The 16,115-nt window shown below is 58.6% G+C and carries 9 protein-coding genes; 5 read left to right on the forward strand and 4 right to left on the reverse strand.

Going from position 1 to position 16,115, the window contains the following annotated elements:
* Positions 1–4: 4 nt before the first annotated feature.
* The 5 genes from ACSBLW_RS11480 to ACSBLW_RS11500 all read left to right on the forward strand — a co-directional run bounded on the left by ACSBLW_RS11480 (position 5) and on the right by ACSBLW_RS11500 (position 10,734).
* Positions 5–2,617, forward strand: a complete 2,613-nt coding sequence (locus ACSBLW_RS11480; RefSeq protein WP_435256757.1) for a beta strand repeat-containing protein — start codon at positions 5–7, stop codon at positions 2,615–2,617.
* An 84-nt stretch (positions 2,618–2,701) separates the two neighbouring features.
* The gene (locus ACSBLW_RS11485) at positions 2,702–8,425 is read left to right on the forward strand and encodes a hypothetical protein (protein ID WP_435256758.1); all 5,724 of its coding nucleotides are present in this window, start codon (positions 2,702–2,704) and stop codon (positions 8,423–8,425) included.
* Between the two features lie 216 nt (positions 8,426–8,641).
* Positions 8,642–9,412, forward strand: coding sequence for a hypothetical protein (locus tag ACSBLW_RS11490; RefSeq protein WP_435256759.1), 771 nt, complete (start codon positions 8,642–8,644; stop codon positions 9,410–9,412).
* Positions 9,413–10,006: 594 nt separating this feature from the next.
* The gene (locus ACSBLW_RS11495) at positions 10,007–10,261 is read left to right on the forward strand and encodes a hypothetical protein (protein ID WP_435256760.1); all 255 of its coding nucleotides are present in this window, start codon (positions 10,007–10,009) and stop codon (positions 10,259–10,261) included.
* A gap of 233 nt (positions 10,262–10,494) precedes the next feature.
* Positions 10,495–10,734: a Mu transposase domain-containing protein gene (locus tag ACSBLW_RS11500; protein WP_435256761.1), complete on the forward strand. Its 240-nt coding sequence runs from the start codon at positions 10,495–10,497 to the stop codon at positions 10,732–10,734.
* Between the two features lie 224 nt (positions 10,735–10,958).
* Here the strand turns inward: ACSBLW_RS11500 and ACSBLW_RS11505 are convergent, their stop codons facing one another.
* The 4 genes from ACSBLW_RS11505 to ACSBLW_RS11520 form a co-directional block, all read right to left on the reverse strand.
* Positions 10,959–12,071: a sigma-54 interaction domain-containing protein gene (locus tag ACSBLW_RS11505; protein ID WP_435256762.1), complete on the reverse strand. Its 1,113-nt coding sequence runs from the start codon at positions 12,069–12,071 to the stop codon at positions 10,959–10,961.
* 76 nt (positions 12,072–12,147) lie between these two features.
* Positions 12,148–12,408 carry a hypothetical protein gene (locus tag ACSBLW_RS11510; RefSeq protein ID WP_435256763.1) on the reverse strand — a complete coding sequence of 87 codons (261 nt, stop codon included), beginning with the start codon at positions 12,406–12,408 and terminating at the stop codon, positions 12,148–12,150.
* Between the two features lie 260 nt (positions 12,409–12,668).
* The gene (locus ACSBLW_RS11515) at positions 12,669–15,368 is read right to left on the reverse strand and encodes a response regulator (RefSeq protein WP_435256764.1); all 2,700 of its coding nucleotides are present in this window, start codon (positions 15,366–15,368) and stop codon (positions 12,669–12,671) included.
* 76 nt (positions 15,369–15,444) lie between these two features.
* The gene (locus tag ACSBLW_RS11520; protein WP_435256765.1) at positions 15,445–15,957 is read right to left on the reverse strand and encodes a molybdopterin-dependent oxidoreductase; all 513 of its coding nucleotides are present in this window, start codon (positions 15,955–15,957) and stop codon (positions 15,445–15,447) included.
* Positions 15,958–16,115 lie beyond the last annotated feature (158 nt).

The raw sequence follows: 16,115 nt of genomic DNA on the forward strand, positions 1-16,115 counted from the left end.
GTAAATGACAGTGTCATATCAATCTAAATTCCTGCGATCGGCCAGCGTCGCAGCCATCGGCGTCGTGCTCGGCACCTCCGCCTACGCCCTTAGCCCCGAAGCGGGCGCCGTGATCGGCAACCAGGCGGTTGCCACCTATCAAAACGGCGCTGGCGACACGATCACCGTGACCTCGAACACGGTCGAGACTCTCGTCCAGCAGGTCGCCGGCGTCACCCTCACCTCGGACAACACTGAGACCATCGCGCCAGGCGGCAAAGCCTTCTTGCCTCACGTCATTACCAATGACGGCAACGGGCCAGACAGCTTCACCCTGACCGCGATCGAGACCAACACCGGCACGCTCGACACGACCAAACTCGTGTTCTACCCGGACGCCAACATGGACGGCGTGGCCGACAGCTCGACCCCGATCACTTCGACCCCGGTTCTTGCCAATGGCGAACAGTTCGGTGTCGTAATCGAAGCAACCGTTGCCTCGACCGCGACTGGCTCGGACTCGATCACTGTGACCGCGACCTCCGCGCTCGACGGCTCCGTGACCTCTGTGAATACCGACACGCTGTCGATCTCGACCGATGCGATCGTCGAACTCGTCAAGAACATGACGGTCGACCCAGGCGTGAACGGCATTGTGGATGCGGGCGACGAAGTCACCATCACCCTGACCTATAACTCGACAGGCCTGACGGCTGCCAACAACTACTCGGTTCAGGATATCCTCGACGGCGACCTGACCTATGTTCCAGGCTCGGCCGTTTGGTCGGATGCCTCGGGCGCGCTCGATGACGACAACGCATCCACTTCGGTCGACGCGACCAACGGCTTGGGTGAGACAATCGCCTGGGATTACGACGACGCACAGACCGTCGGCTTCACCATCTCTTCGGTGGGTTCGGGCCGCTCGGGCAGAGTGACCTTCAAGGCCGTGATCGGTGCCTCTGCGAATGCGGGCATCATTCCGAACGCTGCGACCCAGACCGTCGACGGCGTGGCCTTCCCGCCCTCGAACACCGCGCAGATCACCGTGGACGAGCAATATGCCGTGGCAATCGCCGACACCGCGATCAATCCCGACCTGTCGCCGAACACCAGCAGGGTTTCCTCGACTGATGACGACGCAGCCAACAACGATGTCGTCACCGAAAGCACCGATGTCTATCAGGGCGGCGTGATCAAGCACGAGTTCGTTCTGACCAACAACTCAAACGCGACCGACAGCTTCACCCTGTCGGTGAGCAATGTCGACTACCCGGCTGGTACCACTTTCCGCTTCGTGGGCGCTGACGGCGTGACCCCGATCGTTGGCCCCATCGGCCCGATGGCGATCGGCGAAAGCCGCACCGTGACCCTCATCGCGCAGCTGCCGACCAATGTCACGCCGACCGCTGCAGCAGCCTACACGGCAACCGTGACCACGACCTCGCAGGCTTCGGGCGTCTCGGATAGCTCGACCGCCGAATTCAACGGCGCGGTCCTGGCCTCGTCGGTCGACCTCGAGAACTCGGTTGTCGGCTCGGAAGGCGACGGCGCGAACCCGACCAACGCGGGCGATCCGTGGGTGACCACCGCGACAGATCCGGGCCAACCGGTCACCTACGAGATGGTGGTGCAGAACAACGGTCCTGTCTCGGATAACTACACGCTGTCGCTCGGCACGCCGCTCCCGGCTGGCTGGACGGTGGAGTTCCAGCTTGCTGATGGCACGGTCGTCTCGAACACCGGCACGATCCCCGCGGGCAGCTCGGAGACCATCTTCGTGGTCGTGACCCCACCTGCGGACGAGCTTCCAGGTGACACGCTGATCGACATCAACGTCGCCTCGGCAGTCTCTGGTCAGTCCGACAGCATCACCAACCAGGTGACCGTAAACGAGATCTACAACGTTCAGATCATCGACGATCAGACGGTTCAGGCTTCCCCCGGCGGTGTCGTGGATATCCTGCATACCGTGACGAACACCGGTAACGTGACGATCACCAATGGTGCGATCACCGACAGCGGCCTGTCGGGCTTCTCGGGCGCGATCTTCTACGACGCCAACAACAACGGCGTTCTCGATGCGACCGACCCGGTTGTGGACGACTTCGCGGATATCGCCGGCGGCCTCGCGCCGGGTGACAGCCTCTCGCTGATCTACCGCGTGCAGACCCCATCGACCGCAATTGTCGGTGCCACCGAAATCGGCACCATTACGATCTCGACCACGCTGAACCTGACGCAGGCCGATGCTGACTCTTCGGACAACGCCACTTCGGACACGATCCAGATCGTCTCGGGTGACGTAACCCTGACCAAGTACCAGTATATCGACGCCAACTGCGACGGCTCGGTGGGGACCTTCACAAAGGCCCGTCTGGATGTCGAACCTGGTCAGTGCATCCGCTACCTGGTCGAGGCCGAGAACACCGGCTCGACGCCTGCCCAGAACGTCGTGATCAATGATGCGGCCCCGGCCTACACTTCGATCACCAACTGCGGCGGCGCCTGTGACGAGACCCTCGTGCCCGGCACCTCCACGGCCACGATCTCGGCAACGAACCTGAGCTCGTCGCACGGAACGGTTCTGCCAGGCTCCAAGGCCTCGGTCGAGTTCACCGTCCAGGTCGACAACTGATCTCCCGACGCGCTCCCGCCAGGACCTGTCCGGCGGGGGCGCACCATCCCCTCCCCTGTTTCTCTTATTCGATGGAAAAACCAGATGCGCGGTTGCCCTTCGACCATCCCGTTTCGCTCCCTGCGGGTTGTCGCCCTTCTGGGATTTGCGATTTCTCCCTTTCTTTCCACGTCTTCGCATGGCGCAAGTGTCCCTGCAGAGACGCTGATCCGCAATCAGGCCGAGGCGATCTATTTCGATCCTTTGCTCGGTATTCAGTCCACGGTCTATTCCAACACGGTCGAAGCGATCGTCGGCGCGGTTCCCGCGCTCTCGCTGACCGGTCTGACCGAACTGATCCTGTCTCGCGGTGCGATCGGCCAATATTACTTCGACCTCGAGAATACCGGGAACACCCCGATCGAGGCGCGGCTGGCGATCTCCGACACAGAGAACGCCGCGCTGGTCCAGAACGGCCGCCTCGTGCGTGATCTCAATGGTAACGGCCGGATTGACCCGACCGATCCGGTAATCTCCGTTTCCGACCTGCTGACGCTAGGGCCGGGTGAACGCGTAGGCTTGATCTATGAATTCCACGTTTCTTCGGTCGCGCCGATTGATGCAACGCTGAGTTCGGTTCTGACGGCGACCGGCATCGCGGGAGACGAGACGCTCTCGATCTCTGCCCATGGCGTGACACGCCTGGTCGAAGCCACACTCGAGATCGAGAAAGAGCAGGCCGTGGCCGCTGGCGAGACCGCTGACCGCCTGACCTACACACTGCACCTGCGCAACAATTCCGACGCCCCCGTGGCCGCCTATGACGAGATCGACGGTCAGCCGCTGCTGATCGACGGCGTCCAGCGCGCGGGCGTCCTGCTGCGCGACGAGATCCCACTCAACACGGTCTTCGCAGCCCCTGTGACGGGCGGCGGCATGGAGGAACTTTATCACATCGCAGGCGACGAGCCCCATGATTACGTCACCACACTGCCAAGCGATTTGTCGACCATCGATGCGGTCGCCTTCTTCTCTGCCGGAGACTACACCCCGGGCACGTCGAGGGATCCCGCCTTTGAGGTGACCCTGAGCACGGCGCTCGGCGACGTGACGGTGGAGAATACCGCGCGCGTCTCGTTGAGCCCCGAACTGACTATTGCCTCGAACGAGACAGTGCACCAGCGTGATACCGACGCCGAGGCCTTGTTGCGCTTTATTGACCCGGAGACCGGCGACGACATGCCCACGGGCGTGCCGGGCGAGGATACGCGACTGGCACTCTTCTCGGGCGCCTGCAACAGGACCTCCGCGATCGACACAATCGAGATCACGCTGGTCTCGCTCCGCACGGGCGACACCGAAATCGTGACCGCGACCGAGACCGGCGCGAATACTGGCATCTTCACCACCGCCGACGTAGTACTGGCCGAGATGTTGGTCATGCGCGCGGGCGACGGTGTGATGGCGACTACCAGGGGCGACGAAATCCGGGCATTTGCCGATTGCGGCGCGGACCGGATCACCGACACGCTTCCCGTGGTGCCAGGCACCTTCCTGTTCAACTCGGTCACGAACGTGCCGATCGAAGGTATCGCCGTGACGCTCATCGACGCCGAGACCGGTGCACTCATGGGCATGACCGTGACCGATCGGCAGGGCTTCTTCGCCTTCCCGCCAGTTTCGGAAGGCACCTATGCCTATCGTCTCGTGGGGGCCGACGGCTGGATCTACCCATCTGCGCGCACCGATTTCACGGGTTATGGGCGGTTGATAACCGAGGCCGGTTACGGCGAGAGCTTCGTCCATGAGGGCGGCACGGCCGCGCCGTCCGACATCCCGGTTGATCCCTACTATGCCGTACCGCTTTCGCTTACCAAGCAGGCCGAACGCGACCAAGTCGGCACCGGCGAAATCCTTACCTATACGCTGACGCTTACGAACAACATGTATCAGGCGATCATGTACACGCGCCTGCTCGACGACCTGCCCAGTGGTGTGACCTATGTCGAAGGCTCTGCCCGCTTTGAAGGCGAAGAAATCGCCGATCCGCAGCGCGACGCTACGGGCGATCTGACCTTCGATCTGGGGACGATCGAGCCTCTGGACACGGCCGTTCTGACCTATGCGGTGCGTTTCACGGCCGCCGCCCGCGAGGGCCGCAACATGAACACCGCGCTCTTCTCGGGCTATCAGGCGGGTACTGGCACGCTGCGCAGCTCCGAGGTCGCGCGCGCCGTGGTCGAACTGAGCAACGCAGGTGGCGTATTCTCCCGCGAAGGTACCGTGATTGGCTCGGTCTTTATGGATTGCGATGGCAACGGCATTCGCGGCGACGCGACCGAACCCGGTGTGCCCGGCGTGCGGATCGTCACCGACAGAGGCCTGAGCGTCGTGACCGATATCGACGGCAAATATTCGCTCTTCGGTCTGTCTCCGGTGACCCATGCCTTCCTCGTGCAGCCAGAGACCCTGCCTGCGGGCACCGAAGTCAAGATCACCCGTACCAACGATTTGGGTGCCGGTGGCTCGCGTCTGATCCCGCTCCGCAAAGGCGAGCTGCGCGCCGAGCACTTCGCGCTCGAAGCTTGCTCGACCGAGGCGCTGGCCGAGGTGGAGGCACGCCGCACCTGGTTCGAGGAGAACGCCACGACTGAAGCCTTGACCGCCGCTGACCTGCCGCTGGTGGGCCGCCGTGCGCCTACGCGCTCGGCCCGCACCGAGGCCGGGATCGCGACCAAGACCCAGCTTTCGCCCGAGAAACTCGCTCGCGAGGCCGAGGCCCGCGACGAAGCCCAACTCGTCCAGAAAGCCCGTGAGATCCAGCACCGTGCGCCACTCGCGCAACTGCTGCGCGGCCTAGACAACACGGCTGGCTTCATCGAGCTCGAGGAAGGCACCACGCTGACCCGCAGCACCACCAATATTCGCGTAAAGGCAAACATGGCACTGACCCTCGCACTGCTGGTCAATGGCCGCGAGATCGAAGCCAGCCGCATCGGCGAGCGTGCCTCTCTGGCATCACGCGACATCCAGGCGCTGGAATTCGTGGCGGTGGACCTGCGCGGCGGCGAAAATATCCTGACCCTGATCGGCCGCGACCCCTTCGGCAACGAGCGCGAGCGCGTGGAGATGACCGTAACCGCACCGGGCGCTCCTGCCCGCATCGAGATCGTAGCTCCTGAAACCGCAAGTGCCGACCCCACGACGCCCATTCCCGTCGTGTTGCGCCTGCTGGATGCGCGCGGGAACGCAGTTCCGGCCTCGGCTGTGGTCACGCTCGAAGCTCGCCGTGCGATCTGGGATGTGGCGGACATTCGCCCCGACACCCCCGGCATCCAGGCCTTCATCGACAATGGCGAAGCCACGTTCAACGTGATCGCTCCGCAGGTCTCGGGCCCCGATCGCCTGAGTGTGCGTGCAAGCTTTGACGCCGCCAGCGTCTCGGTGGATTTCACCCCCAACCTTGATGAGCGCATCATGATCGGCGTGATCGAGGGTGCGGTGAACTTCGGAGGCTCGGGCAAGGGCAAATTCATCGCGGCCGACGAGATTTCCGGCTTCGAGGACACGACGACCGGCCTGCGCGGCTCGCTCTACCTCAAGGGCGCGATAAAGGGCGAAGCGCTGCTGACCCTGCGCTACAATTCCGACCGCGACACCGAAGCGCGCCTGTTCCGCGACATCCGCGGCGACGAATACTACCCCGTCTATGGCGACCGTTCCGAGCGTGGCTACGACGCACAATCGGCCTCGAACCTTTACGTGAAGGTCGAGAAGGGCCGCTCCTATGTCCTTTACGGCGATATCGACATCGCCCCGGAAAGCCCTGCTTTCAAACTGGGTGCGACCAACCGTGTCGTTACCGGAGGCAAAGCCTACTGGGCGAACGAGCGCACCTCGGTGTCGGTCTTCGCGGCCAATGTTAAAGCCGAACAGCGCATCGTGGAAATCGCCGGTCGCGGCGTGTCGGGCCCATACACGATTGACCTCAACGGGTATGTAGAAGGCTCCGAGCGCGTCGAGATCCTTGTGCGCGACGAAGATGGCGGCGACGTGATCTCAGCCGAGACGATGCGCCGTGGCACCGACTACCTGCTCAACTTCTTCAGCAACACGATCACTTTCGACACGCCGGTCCACCAGTTCGACGAGTTTGGCAACCCGGTCTCGATTCGCGTGACCTACGAGGTCGAGGCCGAGAATGCCGAGCGCTACTGGCTGTATGGCGGCGAGGTGAACCATGCGCTGACCGAGCGCACTAAGATCGGTGCGCGCATCGTCAATGCCGATGCGAAGAAAGGCACCGATGCCCGTATGCGCCTGGCCGCGGCCTATGTAACGCATGAGGCAGAGAATGGCGGTCTCTGGGAGGCCGAGATCGCGCGCTCCGAGGATCAGGACGGCGAGACCGGCAATGCTGCGCGCGTCGCCTATGAGCGCAAGACCGAGACCAGCAGCTTTAAGGCCGAGGCGATCTATACCGACAAGAACTTCAAGGCTCCGGGCGCGATCACAACCGCTGGCCAGACCCAGCTGCGCGCCTCCTATTCAGAAACGCTCAGTGCCGACAGCGCGATCTCGATTGCGGGCGAAGCAATCTACGACCGCACCAACAAGACCTCGCTGCACCGTCTCGAAGTGCTGTACGATTACCAGGTTTCTCCCCAGCTTGGTGTCGAAATCGGCGCGGAATACGAGCGCCGCAAGGCTGGCGGCGAAACCGACGAGACCACCTCGGTCGTGCTGGGCGCCGACTGGAGCCCGCAGCATCGCAAGAACACCAATATCGTGGCTCGTCTGCGTTATCCGGTCAGCGGCGAAGCAGACCCGACCCTGACGCTTTCGATGGTATCCGAGCCCAAGCCCGGTTGGCGTGCCTACAAGAAATCCGAGATAACCTTCGGCGACGGCATCGTCTCTACGCGCGACTCTCTGGGTTTCGACTACCGCCTGAACGAATTTCTCCACGGGACATTCGATCTGTCGCGCAACATGGGCGATCCGGCGACCACTTACACGCAGGGCCTCAACGGGATTTGGAAGCGGGGCGATTTTACCACCTTCACTGCCTCGATCGAGCATTCGCGCGAGCTGGAGACTTCCAAGTCCAAGCTGACCTCGGTCGCGCTTGGCGCGAAATGGGAAGCCAAGGATCAGAGCTGGATCGGTGACGCGGATCTGGACGCCACTTTCGAACCCGAGGGCGCGACCTATTACGCAAGTCTCGGCCTGGCAGGCAAGATCAGTGACGACCTCACCTTTCTGGGACGCACCCGCGTGGCACTCGACAAGCGCAACGGTGAGGACCACAGCCGCATCCGCACCCGCCTAGGTCTCGCCTATCGTCCGATGGTGGACCCGCGCCTCGAAGTGTTGGCCTGGTATGAAAACCGCGTCGAAAAGCGCGACAGCGAAAGCCGCACCCACATGTGGTCTGTCGATGCAAGCTACGAGGCGACCGCGGACTTACGGCTGAACGGTAAATATGCCGGTCAGCACCAGAGCTATCGCAACGCCGGGTCGGACTCGGAAAGTGCTCTGACGCAGCTGGTACAGGGTGGACTCAACTACGAATTCGGCGGCGATCGCTTCCAGATCGGCGTGAATGCCAGCCACCTGTGGGATGACACCGGCAGCACCTCGAGCGGCTTCGGAGCCGAGATCGGTTTCGTGCCGACGAAGGGCACGCTGATCGCACTTGGCTACAACCGCATGCAGGGAAGCGTCGCGAGCCAGTCCGAATTGCATCAGGCAGGGTTCTATCTGCGGTTCTCCCTCCTTCTGGACAATTCGCTCGCGGATCGTCTTGACGGCTTTCTTGGCAACTGAGCGACACAGTAGCCGAGAAAAGGCCGCCTCCCCTCTGCGCATCCGGGGGGGCGGCCACTTTCTTCTCAAACATCGTCCCCGTTAGGGGAAAGGCAGGGCGATTACGGGTGGCGGCCTATCCTTTAGCGCGCCGCGTTCGACCTTTGCATGTACCCGATTCGCATGGTTTTTCCTGGATAATGGTTGGTGTTCTCATGTCGCTTATGGAGACCCAGGATGCCATTACGAGCCACCATTATCGCAGGCCTTTCCAGCCTATGTGTTGCAAGCTGCTTCGAACCCGCCAGCGCAGGCGGACTAAGCGTTGCCTATGACGAATTCCGGTTCATTCCCGATTTTGGGATCGAACCGACATCTGCGACGAAGGGGCATCTCGTCTTGGCCCCCTACCGCGTCCGTGCCCGCGCCCCCGCCCCTGCAGTTGCTCCTGCCCCGGTTGCGGCACGCCGCGCGCCGTCCTTGTTCGGGGAGACTGCGACTGATCGGCTCAAGTCGCTGATCGCGCATGTCGAGGCCGGACGCAACGGTTATGACGCGATCGTCTATTCGGCGCGCATCAAACCGGGCAAGCGCCCCAGCCAGATGACCATTTCCGAGATCTACGCCTGGATCGCTGCTACGCCCAATCAGGGCCACGCCATCGGCCGCTACCAGATCATTCCGCAGACCTTACGCAGTCTCGTCAGCCGCTCTGGTCTGCCACTGAGTGCGCGATTTGATGAGACCACGCAGGATTTCCTCGCTGATCTCTTGCTTGAGGATGCGGGCTATAGCGCCTTTCTCGACGGCGAGATCGAGCGCGTCGAGTTCATGAACAACCTCGCCCAAATTTGGGCCGGCCTCCCGACCACCGCGGGCAGTTCCTATTATCACGGCATCGCGGGCAACCGCGCCGGGATCGACTGGCGAAGCTTTCAGAGCGCCATGGACCAGATCTTCTCGTCCAAGAATGCCTCTGTTGCGCGATCGGAAGTCTTGAACTTCTGACACTCCCAACCACGCACTTATGAGTATTACTGACTTGGACGCGCAATGATCCTGCGCGTTCCTGTTTCCCGGGGGTGACCAACAACATCTAAAATTGAATGGAGCTAAACTCACCTCAATGAGGAGGATGTGCGTCAGAGCGGTGAACACCTTTGGGCGACGAGATCGGCAGACTGGTGCGGTGTCGCCGGTCGTAGGCGGTCAGGCTATCAACAATGTTTGACAGATAAGCAAAGTGTTCTCGGCAACATACTAGTCGCACCCGCCCTGCTCTGCCTGTTGAAAACGGAGCCATAATAACCTTCCCCCAGTAGCGGTTAGTGGCAGGTCAACGAATAGAACCACATAAGGCAATTGAACGTCATCCGCCGGATGCATTTGCGGCAGACGTTATCGATCCGAGAGATTTCACAGCTGACGGACGGGTCGCGCAATAACGTAACCAATCAACTGACGGCGCAAACACGACAGAGCCACAGTTCTCGACGGCGGGGCGACAAAGCAAGATCGACACGCTTGCCGAGGGGTTGTCGGCTTGGCTGATGACCGAAGCAGGGAAGCCGCAGAAAGAGCGGCGAGAGCACGAAGTTGCAGATGGCCCTTGTCGAACTGTCACACAGCCGCGCCGTTATTCTGCGGGCCTATCCCTTTCACACCAATAAGATGCTGTTCGATGCCCACAGGCACGCGTTCCTCGTCTTCACTGGAGTGCCTGCACTTGGGACCCACGATAAGATGAAGACAGCGGAATATCGTGTCGGCCGTGGAAGGGACCGCCTGATCAACCTGCGCTTCCTCACGATGTCGACCACTATGTTTACGAGCCTGAGTTTTGAACCCAGCAGATGATTAGGTCGAGCCATTGTGTCGCGATCGGTTAGAGACCGCTGGCGAGGGGGCAAGTCGAGAAGAAGGTAAGGGATACTCGTCACCAGATGCTGCAAGGCATGCCGAACTTCCCCGATCTCGCTGCGCAAAATTCCTGGCTGGAAGCGCCTTGCCTCGCGTTGTAGCGGCTGACTCCGCATCGCACGTTCCCAGAAACAATCGCGGATGTCTGGGCTGAAGAACTGACGGCGCTGATGCCCCTGCAGGTCGTCGTTGACTGCTTCTTCAAGTCGAGCAAACAAGTCTCACAAGCCAGCCTGTTCAGCTTCGAGCGCAATTGCTATAGCCTGCCGGCATCAAATGCGAACCGACCTGTCAGCGTTCGGATCTATCCCGACTGGCTGGCCGTGGCGGCTGAGGGAAATAAGCTGTGCGAAAATGCGCAAGTGATCCAGCGCAGTCATCACCTGCCTGCGAAGATAATTGGCGCCTAGAGGCATTATCTGGCGGTCGTTCAATGGAAGCCACGGGCAGTTCAAAATGGCGCGCCCTTCCTAGATTTGCCGTCTGCCTTCCGACACTTGCAGGGTCACGTGGAAAGTGACGGAGCGGGGCACCGATCGGCAGCCACGACCCCGCAATCACCTAGCTGAACAGCACTGGTCAGTTCCAGGCAAACCTGATCGAGAGTTGGAATGACCCAAATGGCTAAGCTACTTTAGACGAGTTCGTCGCGCTTGATCCCATACTTCTTCATCTTTTCGATCAAGGTTGTACGGCGCAGTCGCAGAGTGTCCGCGGTTTGGGTAACACTGCTGTCATTTTTCTGCAAAGCTGCCTCGATGAGGGCAACTTCGATATCACGCAAGTAGCACCGCAGATCCAAGGCAGCCTTGCCTGCCAAGATTTCTTGAAATTTTGAAGGGTCTGGAAGGCCTGCCTCCTTAACAGGTGGAGCTTTCGGCTCTCCGGCTGCAGTCGCTCCAGGCATCTTCAAGGTCAGCAAGTTTTCACGCACTTCTTGGGCACCGACGATCTGACCGGGAAACAATACAAATGCACGCGTCAGGATGTTACGAAGTTCGCGAACGTTGCCCGGCCAAGAGTAAGCCGCCAAAGCGCGCAAACCGCTTTCGTCGAAGTGCGGTGCATCAAGCGCCGGGTTTGCCGCCATCCGATCGGAAATCATTCGAGCCAAGATCAGCGGAATATCAGATGGCCGTTCAGACAAGGACGGAAGCATCACAGGGAAGACCGAGATGCGGAAATATAGGTCCGCACGGAAGCTTCCTTCTTCAACCCGCTTTTCCAAGTCGCGATGGGTAGCTGTGACTAATCTGAAATCAACAGCCTGTTGGGTGGAGGCGCCAACACGTTGAACTTTCCGGCTTTCAAGGACACGCAGCAGCTTACTCTGCAACTGGGCAGGCATATCGCCAATTTCATCCAAAAAGAGCGTTCCACCATTGGCTTGCTCAATCAAACCAATCTTTTGACGGTCAGCACCGGTAAACGAGCCCTTTTCGTGACCAAACAGCTCTGATTCCAGAAGTTCCGACGGGATCGCAGCGCAGTTCACGGCTATCAATTTTCCAGAACGGCCGGAGGCTTTGTGCAGAGCTTCTGCAACCAATTCTTTACCGGCCCCCGTCGCGCCCAGAACCATCACCGGAGCGTCACTGACGGCAACTGTTGCGATCAGCTTCTTGACTGAAACCATTGCCGGCGATTTGCCAACGATAAGTTGATCAACCAATGCATCAGACAACGGCAGAGGACGAGCAGCGGCTCCATTCAGTTTCCAGTGTGTTGTCATCTTGACCCCCGACATTCTGCTAGAATTTGTTAGGCCAGTGTCTAATAAATGACGGTAAATTCATATGTTTCAGCGGGCTAGGCTCGCGACTTTAGGGATGGCCGGAAATCCAAAGGTTGATGGAACATATCCTTTTGCCCAATTTGTTTCTGCCAGCCATGGCTAGGCGGCCATCAAAGCCTTCCGGCGTGAGCTTGTCCGTCGTCAGCGTTTTTTCGGAGATGGTGGACGATTTAGAAGCGCCGTTTCTGTCGTCAGCACCAACGGGACAGAACAGGGGGAATTCATAAGGGAGGGTTTCGGGCACATCGCAAACAATAAAGAGTGGAGTGAGGCGGAAGCCCGGAACCATGCAAAGCCACAGCGAGAAAATAGTCAAAGGCATACAATCCGCAGACACAATTCAAGACTGAGTTCGGGCACCAGACCCTGACGGGTCACACCCTGCTGGAAACCTCCTTATTTCAGGCGATCTCTGCCGACAGATCACCGCCTTCGCCGAGCCATACAACCATTGGCGCTGCCACGAGAGCCTGCAGAGTGTCCCCTGACCGACGTCTACTTCAGGCGCGGCAAGACCATGCGCCTCTAAAAGATGGCCGGGAATTGGCGTTAACCAGTCAACCCCATCTCTCGCAGCAGATCGAAAGTTTCTGCTTTGACCGTTTCGATACGCTCTTTGGTTTTTTGAGCCGCCTCGTGGTCGCCCGCCTTGGCCTCTTGTTCGTAAGTAACCAACACCCTGTGCATAGCGCGAAGGCCCAAGGATGCTGCGGCCCCTGCATTCTTATGGGCAATTGCCGCTGCTGTCTGAAGGTCCCCAGCCATCTGACGATCTTGAATTTCGGCAAGAGCGGCATCAGCCTCACTGACATAGCGTGCGGCTAATTTCTTCATATAGGGTTTTCCCAGGGAGTCACTTAGGTCAGCAAAGACCGCTTCATCCAGCAGCAGTTCAGCCGGAGAGACGGACGTCTCGGCTATCTGTTCATCGACTGCATCCTCGGACCGCACGTCATTGAGTTTGTCCGATGGTGGAACCAGTCGCAGATGAGAAGTCTTGTTTTGGCTCTCTGCAGCCATCTGCTCCGCCTCAACTTTTGAAGTGTCTGGCTGAATTCTGGCTTTCGGTGCCCCAAGTGCCACATAGTTGCGGATGGTGTTTTCAAGGTTTTTGATATCAACGGGTTTACTCAGGACGGCATCTATTCCGACTTCAGCAATCTCTGTGTCTGATACAGACTCGGCGTTTGCCGTAACCGCAATAATCGGCATTCGAGGCAAGGACGTATAAGAACGAATCCGGCGTGTTGCCTCAAGTCCGTCCATTACCGGCATCGAGATATCCATTAAGATCACATCAGGGCGGTGCTGAAGCGCTTCGCTGACACCCTCTTGGCCATTACGGGCTTCAAAAACTTCATGCCCCTTCTGGCGGAGGATCTCGACCAACAATTCCCGATTAACCGCGTTGTCTTCGACAACCAGCAACCTCAATGGGGATAGCGCGGCCGAGGTTTCTGAATGGGCTGGTCTTGTTTCACTTGGCAGTAACGGCTCGGCAAGCTTCATGGTCAAATACAGCGCGAAGGTCGAGCCTTCATCTTTTCGACTGCTGACGGTCATACGGCCGCCCATGGCTTCGGCCGACAATTTTGCCAGGCCAAGTCCAAGACCACTTCCCTCTTGCAGACGCGAATACGATGTATCGAGCGTTTCGAATGTATTGAAAATACGATCACGATCACTGTCAGCAATGCCAACACCCGTATCCGCTACGGAAAGTCGCACGGACATCGTTCCATCACTGCGACCAGGCTGGCAATCAAGTCCGACCGTGATTGTTCCGTTCTCAGTAAATTTCACAGCGTTAGAGAGAAGGTTGGTCAAAATGCGCTTAATCAATGCGCTCTTTCCGGTCAGCATTTTATTCGCCTCGCCCGAAAACACTGTATTGATTTTGTTTCCTCGCGCGCCTGCTTCCGGCAGGAACTGATCTACGACCACATTGATCAGATCGACAGGCTTAAAGTCTACGTCCGGTAAGCTCTTTTCGTCGACCTTGCGCAGGCTGGTAAGATCCAAAACATTGTTGACCTGATCTAAAGTGGTCTTTCCACAATTTTCGATGATACGGAGAAGCCACGTCTGGTTTGAGTTGAGCTTGGCGCCGCTTTTCAACAGTTCCACTGCTGACAAAAGGCCATTCAGTGGAGTCCTCATCTCGTGGCTGATCATGGCAAGGAAACGCGACTTCGCCTGTTCACCCAGAAGTGCTGCGTTCCGCGCGTCTTTCAGTGCCTTCTCCCTCTCGACAAGTTCAGAAATATCGCGAATGAAGGCAATGGCGATTGGCATCCCAGTCGCGCTTCTCGCCTGAGCAAGGCTTAATTCTAGCGGAAATTGCGACCCATCCGGCCGTCTGCCATTTAGGGTTATTCGGCCGTTTTCATTGCCAGACCGGCAAGCGCTGGCAATTTTCAACACGCCAGCAGAACCACGTTTGATATCCACAATGACGTCAGCGAAGTAGCGCGGCTGGCTCGCACCTTCTTCCCAAGAAAACATCTTTGCGCCTGCCCTATTGCAGCCGATGATCTTACCTTCGTGATCCAGAATGACGGCTGCCTCCAACGACGAGTCAATGGTCGTACGAAGGTTGAACACAACTTGCGACAGTTCCTTGCGGTGCCGCTCACGAGCGCGCCCCTGAAAACCAATGACGACGATTAGGGTCGCCATCACCAGCAGCAATCCAAGTGCTACTGCGGAAAAAAGCTGCAACGAAGCCTGCAGTTCCTCGCGCTGGTCTTCTGTACGCCGAATGGATGAAACGGACGAAGCGACGATATCATTTCGGAGAGCCTTGATCTGATTGGTTACAGCCAGCGTCAGTTCCGGAATTGCAGCAATCAGATCTGCGTCAGCACCATCGATCAATGGGACCGTGGTTTCAATGAACCCGTCAGGCGCGACAAAATCGTTCCAATCATCACTTTCGACGAGGATCTGATGGGCACGATCTCGACGCTCGGAGATCAAAGCCGCACGCGAATATAGCAAGTCAAAACTCAGGCGCACGGCTTCCAAAGCTTCTTTAGAATTGCCTGCGACCTGAGATGCATTCAGGGCGTTTTGAAACCGAAGCAGTTCGACCTCAACTTGCGAAATGTTCCAAATCGTGCTGTCGGACTCTGCTGTATAGCTTCGTTTCAACTGCAGATCGATCTGACGAAACAGGATAACATTAGCCGAAATCACAACAACAGCAAGAAAACCCAAGGCTGCATAGCGCAAGACGCGAACGTTCATTATTGAACGTTCGCCACGCCCTGCTGGGTTTAATCTACCGTCCATAGCGCACTGTCCGCATTGGCATGCCTGCTAGTCACTTTATGGTAAGTCGGTGGAGCTGCCAAATGCTGTAGGCGTAGATCGTTTCGGTCTTATACCGATCTTCGCTGTCATAAGGGTAGACGACCCACAACGGGCCTTTGTCGCGCCGAGAGAAGGTTTTGCCATCGATCAAGTAGGCGATAATCGGTGCCTTGTCTTCCAGTTCAGCGATCGGAAGTTCAACTGCATATCCGTTCAAGGCTTCCGCAACAACTGTCGTTCCCGTTGCACCGGCTGCTTCGATGAGGGTCTTCAGGGGCACTCCGGTGAAGGTAACGTTGCCTTCGGTCCAAATGGTCGAGGTCTGGAACACTTCCGGCTCAAACTTCAGAAGCGAATCCATATCTAACTTGAATCCGTCGGTCGACGAAACACTTCCGTCAATCGTCAGGATCGGCTCCCCAACCGCCGGAGAGATTTCTGCACGCGCTGCACCTGAGCCAACGACGGCTGCACTGAAAGCAAGCGCTTGGGCAATTCGGATGGTTTTCGATAGGAAGGACACTCACATTCTCCTCTTTCACTGTCAGTATGACTGTATCAGTCAGCCTAGCGAATACGCCACGACCAATAAGGATGGTCTTGTATCCCTTTGGATGAGTTTTCTTCGACTGATGCGCAAATGAATGCGCTCACACTCTACGTTAGTCTGCAAACATCTTT

The sequence above is a fragment of the Thioclava sp. FR2 genome (genome assembly GCF_051200875.1).
Taxonomy (GTDB): Bacteria; Pseudomonadota; Alphaproteobacteria; order Rhodobacterales; family Rhodobacteraceae; genus Pseudotabrizicola.